This is a genomic window from Streptomyces sp. NPDC015345, assembly GCF_043078805.1.
Taxonomy (GTDB): Bacteria; Actinomycetota; Actinomycetes; order Streptomycetales; family Streptomycetaceae; genus Streptomyces.
In genome coordinates this window covers 618,407-633,865 of sequence record NZ_JBIBTX010000004.1, presented here as the reverse complement: position 1 = coordinate 633,865, position 15,459 = coordinate 618,407, and the positions used below count along the sequence as shown (strand labels likewise).

Here is a 15,459-nt window from a genome sequence, read left to right as displayed (position 1 = left end):
CTCCGAAGCCTCCTTCAGTACTCAGTCGTGGGATGAGTCGAACACGACGCAGGCGTTGTGGCCGCCGAAGGCGAAGCTGTTGCTGATCACCGGCCCGTTCGAGATCTTGCGTGGTTCGGTGGTGACGACGTCGATGTCGCACCGGGGGTCCAGCTGGGTGAGGGACGCGGTCGGCGGCGCGAGTCCTTCCCGTACGGACAAGACCGTGATCACGGCTTCCAGTGCCCCAGCCGCCCCCAGGGCATGCCCGATCACCGACTTCGGAGCGGTGACCGGCACCGCGCCGGGGCCGAACAGCGCGGCGATGGCCCGCGCCTCCGCCAGGTCGTTCAGCTCGGTGCCGGTACCGTGCGCGTCGACGTGGGTGACGGCGCGCGCCGTCGTACCGGCGTCGGCGAGCGCCTGCTCCATGCACGCCCGGGCGCCCTCGCCGTCGGGGTGCGGTGCCGTGAGGTGGTGGGCGTCGGAGTTGCGCCCGTAGCCGGTCAGTGTGGCGTGGATCCGGGCGCCCCGCGCCCGGGCGAGGTCCAGCCGCTCGATGACCAGGAACCCGGCCCCTTCGGCGAGGACGAATCCGTGCCGTGCGGCGTCGAACGGCCGTGACGCGGCGCCGGACTCGTCGAAGTCGGTGGCCATCGCGCCGGACCGCCCGAAGGCGAGTGCCGTCGTGGGGGTCAGGGGGCTCTCGTGTCCTCCCGCCACCACCACGTCCGCGCACCCGGACCGGATCATCTGCATCGCCTCACCCACCGCGTGGGTACCGGCCGCGCAGGCGGTGGAGACCGTCAGGCTGGGGCCCGTGATACCGAGCCGGGCGCCGACCCAGTACGCGCCCGCGTTGTTCATCAGCCGGGGCACATAGAGCACGTCGGGATGTCCGATGCCGTTCTCCTGGCTGACCAGCCCTCCGTAGGCGGTGCCGGTGATCACCGCCCGCCGCCCGGGCGGGACTTGGAGCCCGCCTGCGTCCTCCACGGCGTCCATGGCCGCGCACACCGCCAGCTGTGCCGACCGGTCGGCCCGCCGCACCTCCTTGGGCGAGAGGTAGCCGGTCGGGTCGAAGCCGGTCATGACGGACGCCGGGCCCACGACGGTGCCTTCGTCGTCGAAGGCGTGCGGCGAGATCGCGGGGCGGCGCGTGATCAGGCTCTCCCACAGTGCCGCCGGAGTCGCCCCGGCGGCGCAGCGGACACCCATCCCTGTGACGGCGACGGCCGGTCGGCCGCTCATCGGGCGAGAGGGCTGTGGGCCTCGTGGGCGCGCAGCCGCACGATGAGGTCGGCGACGTCACCCGCGGTGGACACCCCGGACTTGTCGGCGCCTTTGAGGGAGACGCCGAATACGTCCTCGGACGCCGCTTCCAGTTCGGTGATGTCGAGGCTGTCGGCACCCAGGTCGGCAACGAGCCGGGCCTGCGGCACAACAGCCTCCGGCGGCACCGACATCACCCGCGCGCAGAGCGGGCGCAGCGTCTCCCATACGTCTGCGTCGCCGTGTTCCACATCCATGCAACTGCCTCCATCTCCTGGTGCTGTCAGGGCCGGCTCAGAGTGATGGCGTCGCCGCCCGAGCCCATGTCTCGAATTCCGTGAGGACCGCGTCGGCGAGCCGTCTCGCGTCGTCCGGGCGGGCGTTGCCCACCGCGGTGAGCGTGAACGCGTCCCCCGCCTGGGCCAGGGCGAAGCTGACGGTGCCCGGGTACCGCAAGGGCGGCAGCCCCACGGTGCGCACGAGTCGGCGACCCTCGAACGTGCTCGCCCCGCCGGGCCACTTCATGGCTGTGGTCGCGGCCGCCGCGAAGCACGAGCGGCGGCCGCGGCCTGCCAGGAGCCTGGTCACCCACGGCCCTGTCCGCCGAACCGCTTCCGCGGCGGGGAACAGCACACCGGCGTGGACGGCGGCCCTCTCGGGGACCGTGGCCATCGCGGCCTGGCACGCCCGCAGCCGTGCCACGGGTCCTTCCACCTCGACGGGCAACGGAACCCGGACCGCCGTGAGGGTGTTGCCCAGTTCCCTCGGGTTCGCCCGGGTACGCAGGTCGCACGGGACGGCCGTGTACACCGGTTCCGCCCGCTGCCGCCACCCCGGCACCGGCCCGTACTCAGCGCGCAGCGCCCCGGCCACCGCACCGACCAGCAGTTCGTTCAGGGTGGCGCCGCGGCCGTCGGGGGGCTGCCGACGGGCGGACCGCACTGTCTGCGCGGGCAGTTCACACACCGCGATCGAGGAGTACGTCTCCCGGGGCGACCGCATCGGGAGGGCCTGTCCGGCGGCCGCCATCACCCTGAGCTCCCTGCCCGCCGCGCGCAGTCCGGTACGGGTGAGCGGCGCCGGACGCGCCGACACCCTCGTCGTCGCGGGGCTGTCCATGAGCGAGCGCATCAGCGTCGCCAGGGAACGTCCGTCGAGCAGCTCGTGCTGGGCCACGAGCGCCAGGGCGAAACCGCCGCCGTGCGCCGCGTCCGGAACCACGAAGAGCCGCCAGGGCGGGGCCTCGCCGTCGAGCGGCCGGTCCACGCTCTGCGCCCACAAGTCGTCCAACTTGCTCCGGGCGACAGTCACATGGACGGCGGGATCGAACGACCCCGGCACGGTCCACCGCAGGCGGCCACGGCGTGCGAACAGTCTTCCGCGCCGCGTCCCGGCGTCGCCCGGCGCGCGGTCGAGCACGCAGTTCATCCGCTCCAGGCCGGTCCATCTCTCGGCGACGCGCGCCCGCACCTGTTCCACGTCGGGCTGCCCACCGGAGAAGACCACCGCCAGCCCGATGACGCCCGGGCATCCGTTGAGCAACAACATCTCGTCGGCACAGGACAGTCTCATGCGAGAGGTCGCCCTCCTTCCTGGTAACGAGAGCACCCTACACGCACCGTTACCGAGCTTATCCATGGAGTAACTTCCCCGGCGGTACGGCAGTTGAGCAGGGCTGCCGTCAACGACGGCGCCAGGCCCCGGGTATCGCGGTTGGCTCAGAACGTGCGTTCGGCGAGTGGCCCGCCCTGATCGTCGGCGCCTCGCGTGGTGACGTGGGCCGCACCTCGTGCCCCAGCCGCTATTCTCACAATTCGTCCGTTCTGACGGAGGGTTGAGATGAGCAGGGGGCAGAACGACAGACCGCTGGAGTGCCGGGCGGGGCATGCCATGTCGACCGAGGCCGGTATCGACGTCCAGCAGGAGCTGGAGGACCGGATCCACGAGTTCCGGACCAGCGCGCCGCCCATGCCGGTCGTCGTCGTGCATGCCGAGGACGACGCGGCCGACGGTGCCGTATTCGCCCTGGTCAAAGAGCTGGCGGAGGTGCAGCGCGAGCACCGGAGCTGGTGTGCCGTGGTCGACGCCGAGGTGTGCGGGGAGGGCGACGACCCGACGGCACGCGCGGCCTCGCTGCTGCGCGACCTGAGCGGCTGGGACGGCACCCGCTCATCCGGGCGTCGCCGCTCATCCCTCTACCGCCGCTACGCCTTCCCCCGGCTCGGCCTCATCCAGGCCATCGAGGACGCCGCCCGGAGCGAGGGCGGCGCGTGGCCGCGCACCGACGACGGCCGTCAGCACACCGAAGCGGAAGAGACGCAGCGCAAGCTGCTCAAGCAACTGGCGAAGCAGCGTTGGCGCCCGGCCGCCGTGCCCGGTTCCCGGACCGGCCTGCGCACCGGCTTCGGGCTGCGCTTCGTGGACATGGGGAACGTTCTGCCGGCGAGCGTGGTGGCCGGGCTCGGGGCGCTGTTCGCGCGTAGTGAGTGGTACGCCTCGCTGGGCTGGGGCCTCGGCATCCTGCTGGCGCTGATCCTGCTCAACCACATGCCCGGCCGTGCGCCGCTGTTCCTCTGGCTGCGCAGGGAGAGCAAGTGGTTCCTGACGACCACCTTCCTCTCGGTCGCTTCGCGTGAACAGCCCACCGACACCTCGATCCTGAGGCCGATCCGCTCCTGGAAGGCCATCGCGTCGCGCGCCTACGACGTCGCGGGGTGGCTCCTCGACGAGCGCGAGGGTTCCAGGATTCAGCTCTACGTACTTGCCATGCTGGAAGACCTGCGTGACAGTCACACCCGGTGGAGCTGGGACCTGCGCGGATTCAAGCGCTCGCGCCCGCCGCTGCTGTTCCTGCCGCGGATCAGCAACTCCAACGGTGGCATCGAACTGATCCGCGCCATCAGCGACGTACGCAGCAGGCGCAGCGAGCTGGACCCCCTGTTGGTCCTGGCCGGGGTCGCGGCCCGCGACGTCGAGCGCCTCAAGCCCCGTGCGGGCAGCGCGGCGGCTCCGGGGCGCGGACCGGCGCGGGCCGAGGGACTGAGCCGGATGCGCATGCGGTACAGGGACTGGGCGGGGAGCCTGCGGAGCACGCAGTCGCCGAGCGGGGAGAGCACGCTGCCGTGGGTTCTGACGCTGCCGTTGCCGTCGCACGAGCTGACGACACTGCGCGAACGCGACCGGCACTGCGTCAAGGCGTCGAACCGCCCCACGGTGGCCCGGGTGGTCTGGGCGCTGCATTCGCTGGTGCTGGTCGCGTGTCTTGCCGCGGCTCTGATGGGCTGGCGGGCCCTGTCGCTTGACAGGGAGCACTGCGCCTCCGGAGTCCTCACGGCGAACACGTACACGGAGAAGAAGGAGTCCGGGCGGGGCGATCAGATGGAGTGCATCGGGCTGGCCACCGGCGGTGTGCGCTTCTCCGACTGGCTCTCGGACAAGCGGGACGAGAAGCGGCCCATGAGCGCCGGGGCCGAGCCCTCCTCGTGGACCGTCGCGGAACTGGAGGAAGCCGTACACGACGAGAACATGGAGGTACGGGAAGGCTCGGGCCCGTTCGTGACGGTGGTGTACGCGGGCCCGCTGAGTTCCGATCCGGACGGCGCTCCCTCGCCCGTGAAGGGCATCGAGGAACTGGCCGGGGTTCATGTGGCCCAGAAGGCGATCAACGACACGTCGTCGCGGAAGCTGCGCGTGCTGGTGGCCAACGGCGGCGTGGACATGCAGCACCAGGTCACGATGGCCGACAAGATCGCCGCCTACGCTGACACCGATCCCACCCTGATCGGGGTGGTCGGCATCGGCCGGAATCTGCGCTCCGGCAAGGAGACCGTGGAACGCCTCGCGGAAGCCGGGCTTCCCGTGGTGTCGGGCACCAATTCCTCCTCCGAGCTGCCGAAGAAGCTCGCGAACTGGTTCAGCCTCGCCGCACCCGACGACTGGCAGGCGGAGCAACTCGGGCTGATCGCCAGGCAGTTGCGTACGCCCGGCAGTGATCAGTCCGCGCTCGTCCTGGCGCGGAAGCAGCCCGACAAGGGAACGGGGACGCAGAAGGAGAGGGAGGGGCGTACGGACGCCTACACACAGGCGCAGGCCAGGTTCGGGGGGCGGATGCTGGCGCGAGAGGGTTTCACCATGCAGGACCTCCTCGCGTACGACGTGCCGAACGGCACCCCGCAGATGGGCGAGCAGGCCGAAACCATCTGCAAACGCGAGGACGTTCCCGCGGTCATCTACTTCGCGGGGCGTGTCGAGGATCTCCGGTCCCTGATGAGCGAGCTGGGCGAGGAGAAGGGCTGCAAGGAGGACATGACGATCCTCACCGGGGACGACCTCTCCAAGGCGCGGTTCGCTCCCGACAAGGAGCGGGTGGGTCCCAACGTGACGCTGTACCACGTGACCCTGGCGAAGATGAGCGGTCCGGGGGACACGGACTTCTACGCGGACGCCCAGAAGGCTTTTCCCGAGTCCTTCCCCGGCACGATCGGCCCGGACAGTCCCCAACTCGCCAGCGGACAGGCGGCCCTCTCGCACGACGCGACCAAAGCGCTGCACACCGCGGCAGGCAAAGCCCCGCACAACCGCGCGTCGACCTGGGTGAATCTGCGCAACGTCAGCGTGAAGTCGCTGGCCACGGGCACCATCGACTTCACCAGGGCCCCACTGTACGAGGCACGCGCGGGGCACAGCATCGCGCTGGTGGAGGTGCGGCGCCAGGAGGGCGGCGACACGTACCGCTCCGCGGAGGTGTGCAGCCGCAGGGCGGGCGACACCGCACGGCTCACGGAGGAGGACTGCCGCATCCGATGAGCGGCGGGACGCCGGCTAGGGCCTGTCTGACAATTCGCGTCGTCGCCCGGAGGGCGGCCTCGCGGCGTCAGGTGCGTGCTCTCGGCGTGCCGGGCGTAGGTCCTCGTACTGGATGTACTTGGCTCTGCGCCCGGTGCGGCGAGAGTGCGTGCATGGCGTCGCGAGGCAGGCGGGAATTGTCAGACAGGCCCTAGAACACCGACCAGCCCGTCACCGTGGTGAAGTGGTCGAGTGCCGCCACGCCCGCCACGGAGTTGCCGTACGTGTCCAGGCCCGGGCTCCAGACGCACAGGGTGCAGCGGCCCGGGATCACCGCGACGATGCCGCCGCCCACGCCGCTCTTGCCCGGCAGGCCGACGCGGTAGGCGAAGCTGCCCGCCGCGTCGTAGGTACCGCAGGTGAGCATGACCGCGTTGACCTGCTTCGCCTCGCGCGCCGGCAGCAGGCGCGTGCCGTCGCGGCGCAGCCCGTGCCGGGCCAGGAAGGCCGCCGCGAGCGCGAGGTCGCGACAGCTCATCCGGATCGCGCACTGCCGGAAGTAGTGCTCAAGGACCGTGGTCACGGGATTGTCGAGGTTGCCGTAGCTCGCCATGAAGTGCGCGAGAGCCGCGTTGCGGTCGCCGTGCTCTGCCTCGGAGGCCGCCACCACCGGATCGAAGGCGACATGCGGGTTGCCGCTCTCCGCGCGCAGGAACTCCAGCATCGTCGTGCCGGCGTCTCCGGTGAGGCTCTGCAGCCGGTCGGTGACGACCAGGGCGCCGGCGTTGATGAAGGGGTTGCGCGGGATGCCGTTCTCGTACTCGAGCTGGACCAGCGAGTTGAAGGGGTTGCCGGACGGCTCCGTGCCGACCCGGTCCCAGATCCGCTCGCCGCCCTCCGCGAGGACGAGGGCGAGGCTGAAGGCCTTCGAGATGGACTGGACGGAGAACGGCTCCTCCCAGTCGCCCACCCCGTGCACCTCGCCGTTGACGTCGGCGACCGCCATGCCGAAGCGCTCGGCGTCCACGTCCGCGAGCGCCGGGATGTACTGGGCCACCTGGCCGCGGCCCACCAGCGGCCGGGCGAAGGCGGCGACTTCTTCGAGAACGGCCTGGTAGTCCACAACCTGTACTTTCTGCCTCTGCGACGCGGCCGTTTCGACCGGAAAAGCCGCAGGTTACGGGGCTATGTCGGCGGCCGCGGCCACAGGATAGCGCCTCGGGCGGCCCGGGTGATCGGCGCCTCGTCATGCGCGGCCGCGGGTGCCGTCACCGGCCTTACGATCTATCCGTGATCGAGACACCGAGGCATTGGACCGTGCGGCATTTCTCTCAGGCCAACCCCGCCGGCCCGGGCTGCGACAGCGTTCCCGCCCTCTTGCGGCGGCTGGCCGATGCCATCGAGGCGTTGGGACCCGCCGAGGTCCAGGACGTGGTGATCGAGTCGGAGGCGACCGAGCACGGCCCCTGGTGGTCCGGGACCGTCTATTTCCACTTGCCGGAAGACGGCTAGGCGCAGCATCCGCGGTACCGGCGGCTCGGCCCGGCGGGACGCGCCCCGCGTGCGTCCCGGGCATCCGCGGCTGGGGCCACGTGGAGAAAGAGTGCTTCTTTGATGAACCGTTCACGTGTGCGGAGGGGGCGGCTATCGCCCTCTCACGGGAGCTGAATCGCCGTGGGAGCGCCCCTGATGAGTCGAATGATGAGTCGAACTCCTCTACCACCGAGCCATGTTCGAGGGGGCGAGATCACGACGAACTCGCCACCGGAGCGCACTGTTCCACCTCCCCGGCTTTCACGCTCCCCGACATCGCTAGCATGGCGTGCTGTGTGGTCCGGAAGATCGACGTCCTCTTGGCGTTCCTCTCCGGTCCTGCGACCGACGCGCAGTCGGTCGGCCCGTTGTTCTCCTGCACTCAAGGACCGAGGGACCGCTGAATGTCAGTGCCTGCTCCTCCCAGCCCACGCCGAATAGCGAAGGCGCGGCGCCCCGCGTGGACCGTGCCCCTGGTCGTGCTGGCCGTGACCGGTGGGGCCGGTGCCGTCGCGGGCGTCGCGGCGCCCGCCGAGGCCCGTGGCTGGACCGTGGCCTCGATCCTGGTCGGCTGGCTGTGCCTGGCCGTCTGTCTGCTCGTCAGCTCCTCGGCCGTCCGGCGGATCCGGCGGACGGCCGACGCCGAGCACGCCGACATCGAGGCCCTCAAGGCGCAACTGGGGCGCCAGGGCGCCGAGTCCGCGCATCTGGTGAACGTCACCCTCCCGATGCTCGTGAAGCAGCTTCGTGACGGTGCGGGCGCGACCGAGGCCCTGGCGCACACGGCTCCGCCGTCGGATGCCCAACTGCGCCAGCTCACCCACGTGTTCGCGTCGGTGGTGGAGGAGTCGGTGCGGCAGGCCGACGCCGTGCGGTCGCAGCGGGACGAGGCGCAGAGGCAGCTGTCCCAGGCCACCGAGGAGTTCGAGGAACTCACCGCGGTCACGCTGCCCGCCGCGATCGCGCAGCTGCGCGAGGGGGCCTCCGCCGACACCGTCCTGGCCGGGCTCCAGTGGCCGCGAAACCCCCTGCTGCGCGTGCCCGCCGAATCGTTCGTCCGCGAACTCGCCCACAGCGAGCGCCGCGCCGCCGCCGCGCAGGCCGCCTCCGCCAAGGCGCTGAGCCGCGTACAGGCCAAGTCCGTGAGCATGCTCGCCGATCTGCGGGACATGCAGGAGCGCCACGGCGTCGAGGTCTTCGGCGATCTGCTGAGGCTGGACCACAGCACGTCCCAACTGGGGCTCATGACCGACCGGTTGGCGCTGCTGATGGGCGGTCGGTCCAGTCGCGCGTGGAACAAGCCGATCGTCATGGAGAGCATCCTGCGCGGCGCCGTCGGCCGGATCTCCGCCTACCAGCGGGTGCGGCTGCACTGCTCCACGACCGTGGCGGTCGCCGGATTCGCCGCCGAGAGCGTCATGCACCTGCTCGCCGAGCTCATGGACAACGCGGCGAACTTCTCCCCGCCCATCGATGAGGTGCATGTCTATGTGGAGGAGCGCAGCGCCGGGATCGTCGTGACCATCGAGGACAGCGGTCTGAAGATGGCCGACGCGGCGATGCGCCGGGCGGAGGAGGCCGTCTCCGGGAAGGTGACGGACCTGGCCTCGCTCCAGGGCACCCGCCTCGGTCTCGCCGTGGTCGGCCGTCTCGCCGCCAAGTACGGCATGAGCGTCAACTTCCGCCCGTCCTCGCGCGGCGGTACGGGCGTGGTGGTCCTGCTGCCCCCGCAGCTCCTCGCCCAGCAGCGTGACCCCGCTCCGCAGCAGCCCGCGGGCCGGGTCCCCGGCCCGACGCCCGCGCCGCTCCCCGCCGAGCCCGCCCCGGCGGCCGAGGAGATCCCCGTGTACCCGCAGGCCCCCGCCGCCGCCGAGCTGCCGCAGGCCGACGCGGCGGCGCCTCCCGTGCGGCCCACCACCGCTCAGGCCGCCCCGCAGCCGCCGCAGGCCGCCCCCGCCGCCACCCCGAACGGACTGCCCGTACGCGCCCCCGGCCGCACCATGGCCGAGGCGGACCTCGAACGCCGGCAGCGCAGGGCGGCTTCCGACGCGGCCGCGGCGCCGGAGACCGGCGAGGCCGGGCAGCAGCCCCGGGACGCCGGCTCCCGCTTCGGCGCCTTCCACCGCGCGCGGCGTGCCGGTGGCGGAGCGCCGGGCTTCCCGACGGCGCCTGAACCTCCCGCCGAGCCCGGCTCCCCCACCGGGCCCGGTCCTTCGCCCGCCGAGTAGAGCCAAGCCCCCGCACGGCGCCCGGGTCCGGCGCCGCCTCTTCCCCCGCTCAAGATCGTAAGATTGGAGGCACGGGCCGGTGCCCGGGCATGCCCGCCGCACCGCGCCCCCACCTACCATGCAGACCACCGACAACAGCCTGACCTGGCTCCTGCAGAACCTCCTCAAGCGCACTCCCGGTACGCGGCACGCCCTGGTGCTCTCCCGGGACGGCCTGAAGCTGTGCTGGAGCGATCACCTGACGCTCGACCAGGCCGACCAGCTCTCGGCCATCTGCTCCGGCATCCAGGCCCTGGCCCAGGGCGCGTCCGTGGAGTTCGGCGACGGAACCGGTGGCGTCCGGCACTCCATGACCGAGTTCCACGGGGGGCTGCTCTTCATCGTCGAGGCGGGTCTCGGCGCGCACCTGGCGGTCGTGGCGGACGAGAACGCCGACCCGGGAGTGGTGGGCCACCAGATGACCGAGCTCGTCGAGCAGATCGGGGAGCACTTGCGCGCCGAGCCGCGCGCCCAGGACACGGACAGCGGGGCCTCGTGACGCCGCGCAGGCCCGTGGACACCGGTGATCCGGACCGGCTCTACACGGTCACCGGTGGCCGCAGTCGTGCCGACGACGACTCCTTCGACCTGGTCACGCTGGTGGTGAGCGAGTGCGAGCCCGCCGCCGGGATGCAGTCGGAGCATGTACGGATCCTCGAACTGTGCCGGCACCCGTCGGCCGTGGTCGAGATCGCCGCGGAGCTCAAGCTGCCGATCACCGTGGTGCGGATTCTCCTCGGTGACCTGCTCGCGATGGGCCGGATCACCGCTCGTCACCCCCGCGCGGCCGACTCGGTCGCCTCGATGCCCGATTCCGCCCTTCTCAAGGAGGTGCTCCATGGACTCCGCAATCTCTGAGCTGCCCTCCCGTACCCCTCTGTCCGACACGGCCGAGACCGGCTTGAAGATCGTCGTCGTAGGCGGGTTCGGGGTGGGCAAGACCACGCTGGTCCGGTCCGTCAGCGAGATCCGTCCGCTGAACACCGAGGAAGTGATGACGCAGGCCGGCGTCGGCGTCGACGAGACGTCCGAGGTGGCGGGCAAGACCACGACGACGGTGGCCTTCGACTTCGGCCGGATCAGCCTCAACGAGCGGGTGGTCCTCTACCTGTTCGGCGCTCCGGGCCAGGAACGGTTCTGGTTCCTGTGGGACCGGCTCTTCTCGGGCACGCTCGGCGCGGTCGTCCTGGTCGACACGCGGCGGATGGACGATTCCTGGTACGCGATCGACCGGCTCGAACACCACAAGACGCCGTTCCTGGTGGCCGTGAACCGGTTCGACGACGATCCCTTCACGCACTCGCTGGAGGAGATCCGCCAGGCTCTCGCGCTGCCGGACCATGTGCCGCTGATCGACTGTGACGCGCGGGTGAGGTCGTCGGGCAAGGACGTCCTGATCACCCTCGTGGACCACCTCTATGAACTGGCCATGGCCCAGGAGATGACACCGTGACCGAGCCGACCGGATCCTCTTTCGAGCAGAGCGCCCCGCCGCCGGGGTGCCCCGCTCACGCGGGCGCCGTACGCCTGGGCGGACTGGAGTACCAGCAGACGCCCGCGCAGTTGTACCGCGCCCTGCGCCGTGAGCACGGCGCGGTGGCGCCGGTGCTGCTGGACGGGGACGTGCCCGCGTGGCTGGTGCTCGGCTACTCCGAGGTCAGCTATGTGACCAGCCATGACGAGCTGTTCGCCCGTGACTCGCGGCGCTGGAACCAGTGGGAGAACATCCCCGCCGACTGGCCGCTGATGCCGTTCGTCGGCTATCAGCCGTCGGTGCTTTTCACCGAGGGCGAGGAGCACCGGCGGCGGGCCGGGGTGATCACGGAGGCGCTGGAGGGGGTTGACCAGTTCGAGCTGGCCCGGGACAGCGGGCGGATCGCCGACCGGCTGATCGGGGAGTTCGCCGGCAGCGGCCAGGCGGAGCTGATGAGCGCGTACGCGCATGCCCTGCCGATGCGGGCCGCGGTGCAGATGTGCGGCATGCCGGAGACGGGCACCGATACGCAGCAACTCGTGGAGGACCTGCGGATCTCACTCGACGCGGCGGAGGGCGACGACCCCGTGGCGGCGTACATGCGGGTGGGTGAGCGCATCCAGCGGCTGGTCAAGGAGAAGCGGGAGAGGCCCGGCGCGGACGTCACCTCGCGGATGCTGCTGCATCCGGCGGGCCTCACCGACGAGGAGATCGTCCAGGACCTGATCTCCGTCATCGCGGCGGCCCAGCAGCCGACGGCCAACTGGATCTGCAACACGCTGCGGCTGATGCTGACCGACGACCGGTTCGCCCTGAACGTGTCCGGCGGGCGGCTGAGCGTCGGCGAGGCCCTCAACGAAGTGCTGTGGCTCGACACGCCGACCCAGAACTTCATCGGCCGCTGGGCGGTGCGCGACACGCAGCTCGGCGGGCGGCAGATCCGGGCGGGTGACTGCCTGGTGCTCGGTCTCGCCGCCGCCAACACGGACCCGCAGATCTGGCCCGAGTCACACGTCGGCCCCGAGAACTCCGCGCACCTCTCCTTCAGCCACGGAGAGCACCGCTGTCCCTATCCGGCGCCGCTGCTTGCCGATGTCATCGCCCGGACCGCGGTCGAGACGCTGCTGGAGCGGCTGCCCGATCTGGTCCTCGCGGTGGAGCCGGAGGAGCTGCGGTGGCGCCCGTCCATCTGGATGCGCGGTCTGACGTCGCTGCCGGTACGGTTCACACCTGTGACGCACTGAGTCCGGGCGGGGCGCCGCCTGTGGAGGTGGTCGGCGCCCCGCCCGGGGTCAGGTGGCGGCGGGGGTGAACCGCACCGGCAGGGACTGCGGGCCCCGCGTGAACACCCCCTGCTCCTCCGGGTCGAAGCCGTCGGCCAGCCGGACATCGGGCATCGCGTCGAGGAGTTGGCCTACGCCAATCTCCACTTCGGCCTTGGCCAGCAGGGCGCCCACGCAGAAGTGCCGGCCGAGCGCGAAGGCGAGATGGTCGGCGGCGGCGGAGAACGCCGTCGTGGTGGTGAGGTCGTCCCGGAAGATGTCGAAGCGGTCCGGGTCCGCGTAGCGCCGCTCGTCACGGTTGGCCGAGCCGATCAGGCACGTGACGGTGGCCCCGGCGGGGACGGTGCCACCGGACAGCTCCACGTCGGCCGCCGACTGCCGCATGATCATGTGGACGGGCGGCGTGTACCGCAGGGTCTCGGCGAACGCGCGGGCGATCAGCGTGTGGTCCCGCCGGACGGCTTCGAGCTGTTCGGGGTGGCGCAGGAGGTTGGCGAAGATGCTGGCGATCGCCTTGTCGGTGGTCTCGCCGCCGGCGGCGAGCAGCAGACTGCAGAAGGCCTTGATGTCCTCGTCGCTCATGCGGACGCCGTCGACCTCGGCGGCGCACAGCGTGGACAGCAGGTCGTCCCCGAGGTGGTCACGGCGCTCCCGGATGATCGGGATCATGTACTCCGCGAACTCCGCCCGGGTCCGTTCGCCTGCCGCCGCGACCTCGGGATCGCCCGCCAGGTTGCCGAGGAAGGCGATGACGGTGGTGTACCAGCGGTGGAACCGCGCGTGGTCGGCCTTGTCGAGGCCGAGCATGTCCGCGATGACGTTGACGGGGAAGCGGGTGGCGTACCCCTCGACGAGGTCCACGGTGCCGGTGTGCCGGAAGGTGTCGATGAGTTCGCGGGAGTTGCGCTCGATGACGGGCAGGAACTTCTCCTGTAGATCGCTGCCGCGGAAGGCGGGCGCGACGAGGGCACGGCGTACGGCGTGTTCCCGGCCGCTGAGCTGGAGGATCGTCTTGCCGTGGACGGGCTCGATCTGCCAGTCGTAGTTGTCGGTGGTGAATTGCGAGCCCTTGTCCTTGAACACGCGCTCGACGTCCTCGTACCGCGAGATGATCCAGCTCTGGGTCGCCTCGTGCCAGAGGAGCGGCGCGCTCTCCCGCATCTCGCGGTAGGCGGGGTAGGGGTCCCGGGCGAACTCGGGCGAGAGGATGTCGGGGACCTGCTGCGCGGCGGACATAGAGCTCCTTGGTCGATACAGGCAACGCGCACCAGGCTATTGATCACCCCGAGGGCCAACCAGCCTTGTCCTGGCCGACTGTTGAGCACTGCACTAACGTTGGCCGAAAATCGCCCCTTTCCTGTGCCACCGGTTTGCCGCTCCTAGGGGTCCTAGGCTATTCCTAGGTCCCCTAGGAAAGTGGAGGGCGCATGGTGCGGGCCGGGCTGACGGCGGAGCGGGTGACGATCGCGGGCGCCGAACTGGCGGACGAGGTCGGCCTGGAGCGACTGAGCATGTCTCAGGTGGCGCGAAGGCTGGGCGTGAAGGACGCGAGTCTCTACACGCACGTCCGCGGCCTGGAGGACCTGCGCGGGCGGATCGCGCTGCTGGCCGCGGACGAGAAGACCCTCCGCATCGCGGAGGCGACCGCCGGGCGCGCGGGCAAGGACGCGCTGGTCGCGTACGCGAACGCCTGGCGGGAGTACGCCCATCGGCACCCGGGGCGCTACGCGGCGACGCAGGCCGCGATCCGGATCGACCCCGAACTGGCCGCGGCGGCACCCGGTCCGCGACGTGCGGTGGAGCTGACCTACGGCGTGTTGCGCGGCTACGGACTGTCCGAGCCGGACCTGACCGACGCGGTCCGGTTGCTGCGCAGCACGTTCCACGGGTTCGTCGCCCTGGAAGCCGCCGGCGGGTTCGCCCACCAGCGCGCGCCGCAGCGCTCGTGGGTCCGCGCCCTCGACGCACTGCACACCCTCCTGGAGCACTGGCCCACGTCCCGAGACGGAGACTCCTCATGACCGCCCCTGTCGCCGACAGCCTGCGTGTGAACGGCGCGACCCTGCACCACGAAGTACGGGGTGACGGCCCGCTGCTGCTGCTGATCCCCGGAGGAACGGGCGGCGCGGCCGCCTTCGACGGCGTCGTGGACCACCTGGCCGCCACGCACACGGTGGTGACGTATGACCCGCGCGGCATGGCCCGAAGCACGTTGGACGACCCGGCGGCCGAGCAACATGTGGCCGAGCACGCCGACGACGCCCTGCGCCTCCTGGACCTGCTGTCACCCGATGCCCCCGCGAGGGTGTTCGGCACCAGCTCCGGCGCGATAGTGGCCCTGCATCTGCTCTCCACCCGGCCCGAACGCGTCGAACGCGTCGTGGCGCACGAGCCGCCGGTGGTGGAGGTCCTGCCGGACGTCGCCGCACATCGGGTGTGGCTCACGCGTGTGCGGGAGACGTTCCTTACGCAGGGGCTCATGCCGGCGATGAGCGTGTTCGCCGCGGGGCTGAAGGAGGACGGCGAGGCCACCGCGGCGGAAGCCGAGCTGCGGCTTCCGCCGCGGGCGGCGGCGCGCGCCGAGCGGACGATGGCCGGCCTGCCGTACTTCGTCGGGCGCATCGTGCCGAGCTTCATGGCGTACGTCCCGGACGTCCACCGGCTGAGCTCCCTCACGGACCGGCTCGTGCTCGCCCGTGGCCGGGACTCGGCGGGTGAACTGCCGTGCCGCGCGGCCGCTTTCCTCGCCGGACGTCTCGGCGTCCCGCTCCAGCACTTCCCGGGCGGACACGTCGGCCTGACCACGCACCCCGTCGAGTACGGCGAGGTCATCGAAGCGAGCTTCCGTACGCCGATCCGGGCTTGA

Annotated in this window: 14 protein-coding genes; 9 read left to right on the top strand and 5 right to left on the bottom strand. The window is 71.2% G+C overall.

What is annotated here, in order from left to right:
• Nucleotides 1–21: 21 nt before the first annotated feature.
• The 3 genes from ACF062_RS20025 to ACF062_RS20015 are packed head-to-tail and all read right to left on the bottom strand — an operon-like array spanning nt 22 to nt 2,823.
• Nucleotides 22–1,230 carry a beta-ketoacyl-[acyl-carrier-protein] synthase family protein gene (locus ACF062_RS20025; RefSeq protein ID WP_392139848.1) on the bottom strand — a complete coding sequence of 403 codons (1,209 nt, stop codon included), beginning with the start codon at nt 1,228–1,230 and terminating at the stop codon, nt 22–24.
• Nucleotides 1,227–1,508 carry an acyl carrier protein gene (locus ACF062_RS20020; RefSeq protein WP_392139846.1) on the bottom strand — a complete coding sequence of 94 codons (282 nt, stop codon included), beginning with the start codon at nt 1,506–1,508 and terminating at the stop codon, nt 1,227–1,229. The genes ACF062_RS20025 and ACF062_RS20020 overlap by 4 nt, the downstream gene beginning before the upstream one ends.
• Nucleotides 1,509–1,545: 37 nt before the next feature.
• On the bottom strand, nt 1,546–2,823 hold the full coding sequence (locus ACF062_RS20015; RefSeq protein WP_392139844.1) for a wax ester/triacylglycerol synthase domain-containing protein: 1,278 nt from the start codon (nt 2,821–2,823) through the stop codon (nt 1,546–1,548).
• Nucleotides 2,824–3,090: 267 nt separating this feature from the next.
• On the opposite strand from ACF062_RS20015, the gene ACF062_RS20010 reads away from it, so the two are divergent.
• Nucleotides 3,091–6,057, top strand: a complete 2,967-nt coding sequence (locus ACF062_RS20010) for an ABC transporter substrate-binding protein (protein WP_392139842.1) — start codon at nt 3,091–3,093, stop codon at nt 6,055–6,057.
• A 190-nt stretch (nt 6,058–6,247) separates the two neighbouring features.
• On the opposite strand, the gene ACF062_RS20005 is transcribed toward ACF062_RS20010, so the two are convergent.
• On the bottom strand, nt 6,248–7,159 hold the full coding sequence (locus ACF062_RS20005) for a glutaminase (protein WP_392139840.1): 912 nt from the start codon (nt 7,157–7,159) through the stop codon (nt 6,248–6,250).
• A 167-nt stretch (nt 7,160–7,326) separates the two neighbouring features.
• Between ACF062_RS20005 and ACF062_RS20000 the strand changes: the two genes are divergently transcribed.
• The 6 genes from ACF062_RS20000 (at nt 7,327) to ACF062_RS19975 (ending at nt 12,554) form a co-directional block, all read left to right on the top strand.
• Nucleotides 7,327–7,548 carry a hypothetical protein gene (locus ACF062_RS20000; protein WP_392139838.1) on the top strand — a complete coding sequence of 74 codons (222 nt, stop codon included), beginning with the start codon at nt 7,327–7,329 and terminating at the stop codon, nt 7,546–7,548.
• A gap of 425 nt (nt 7,549–7,973) precedes the next feature.
• Nucleotides 7,974–9,797, top strand: coding sequence for an ATP-binding protein (locus ACF062_RS19995; RefSeq protein WP_392139836.1), 1,824 nt, complete (start codon nt 7,974–7,976; stop codon nt 9,795–9,797).
• 118 nt (nt 9,798–9,915) lie between these two features.
• Nucleotides 9,916–10,335, top strand: a complete 420-nt coding sequence (locus ACF062_RS19990; RefSeq protein WP_392139835.1) for a roadblock/LC7 domain-containing protein — start codon at nt 9,916–9,918, stop codon at nt 10,333–10,335.
• The gene (locus ACF062_RS19985) at nt 10,332–10,694 is read left to right on the top strand and encodes a DUF742 domain-containing protein (RefSeq protein WP_392139833.1); all 363 of its coding nucleotides are present in this window, start codon (nt 10,332–10,334) and stop codon (nt 10,692–10,694) included. Before ACF062_RS19990 ends, ACF062_RS19985 begins: the two co-directional genes overlap by 4 nt.
• Nucleotides 10,675–11,289, top strand: coding sequence for an ATP/GTP-binding protein (locus ACF062_RS19980; RefSeq protein ID WP_223772665.1), 615 nt, complete (start codon nt 10,675–10,677; stop codon nt 11,287–11,289). Before ACF062_RS19985 ends, ACF062_RS19980 begins: the two co-directional genes overlap by 20 nt.
• The gene (locus ACF062_RS19975; protein WP_356570618.1) at nt 11,286–12,554 is read left to right on the top strand and encodes a cytochrome P450; all 1,269 of its coding nucleotides are present in this window, start codon (nt 11,286–11,288) and stop codon (nt 12,552–12,554) included. Before ACF062_RS19980 ends, ACF062_RS19975 begins: the two co-directional genes overlap by 4 nt.
• A gap of 48 nt (nt 12,555–12,602) precedes the next feature.
• On the opposite strand, the gene ACF062_RS19970 is transcribed toward ACF062_RS19975, so the two are convergent.
• Nucleotides 12,603–13,829 (bottom strand): cytochrome P450, encoded by a 1,227-nt coding sequence (locus ACF062_RS19970; RefSeq protein WP_392139831.1) that lies wholly within the window; start codon nt 13,827–13,829, stop codon nt 12,603–12,605.
• A gap of 191 nt (nt 13,830–14,020) precedes the next feature.
• On the opposite strand from ACF062_RS19970, the gene ACF062_RS19965 reads away from it, so the two are divergent.
• Together ACF062_RS19965 and ACF062_RS19960 are read left to right on the top strand one after the other, a co-directional pair.
• Nucleotides 14,021–14,614 carry a TetR/AcrR family transcriptional regulator gene (locus tag ACF062_RS19965; RefSeq protein WP_392139829.1) on the top strand — a complete coding sequence of 198 codons (594 nt, stop codon included), beginning with the start codon at nt 14,021–14,023 and terminating at the stop codon, nt 14,612–14,614.
• Nucleotides 14,611–15,459 carry an alpha/beta fold hydrolase gene (locus tag ACF062_RS19960; RefSeq protein WP_392139827.1) on the top strand — a complete coding sequence of 283 codons (849 nt, stop codon included), beginning with the start codon at nt 14,611–14,613 and terminating at the stop codon, nt 15,457–15,459. Before ACF062_RS19965 ends, ACF062_RS19960 begins: the two co-directional genes overlap by 4 nt.

Excerpts from the sequence above, each read along its gene's own strand:
- ACF062_RS20025 (WP_392139848.1), bottom strand. The coding sequence starts at position 1,230 with ATGAGCGGCCGACCGGCCGTCGCCGTCACAGGGATGGGTGTCCGCTGC.
- ACF062_RS20020 (WP_392139846.1), bottom strand. The coding sequence starts at position 1,508 with ATGGATGTGGAACACGGCGACGCAGACGTATGGGAGACGCTGCGCCCG.
- ACF062_RS20015 (WP_392139844.1), bottom strand. The coding sequence starts at position 2,823 with ATGAGACTGTCCTGTGCCGACGAGATGTTGTTGCTCAACGGATGCCCG.
- ACF062_RS20010 (WP_392139842.1), top strand. The coding sequence starts at position 3,091 with ATGAGCAGGGGGCAGAACGACAGACCGCTGGAGTGCCGGGCGGGGCAT.
- ACF062_RS19995 (WP_392139836.1), top strand. The coding sequence starts at position 7,974 with ATGTCAGTGCCTGCTCCTCCCAGCCCACGCCGAATAGCGAAGGCGCGG.
- ACF062_RS19990 (WP_392139835.1), top strand. The coding sequence starts at position 9,916 with ATGCAGACCACCGACAACAGCCTGACCTGGCTCCTGCAGAACCTCCTC.
- ACF062_RS19980 (WP_223772665.1), top strand. The coding sequence starts at position 10,675 with ATGGACTCCGCAATCTCTGAGCTGCCCTCCCGTACCCCTCTGTCCGAC.
- ACF062_RS19970 (WP_392139831.1), bottom strand. The coding sequence starts at position 13,829 with ATGTCCGCCGCGCAGCAGGTCCCCGACATCCTCTCGCCCGAGTTCGCC.
- ACF062_RS19965 (WP_392139829.1), top strand. The coding sequence starts at position 14,021 with ATGGTGCGGGCCGGGCTGACGGCGGAGCGGGTGACGATCGCGGGCGCC.
- ACF062_RS19960 (WP_392139827.1), top strand. The coding sequence starts at position 14,611 with ATGACCGCCCCTGTCGCCGACAGCCTGCGTGTGAACGGCGCGACCCTG.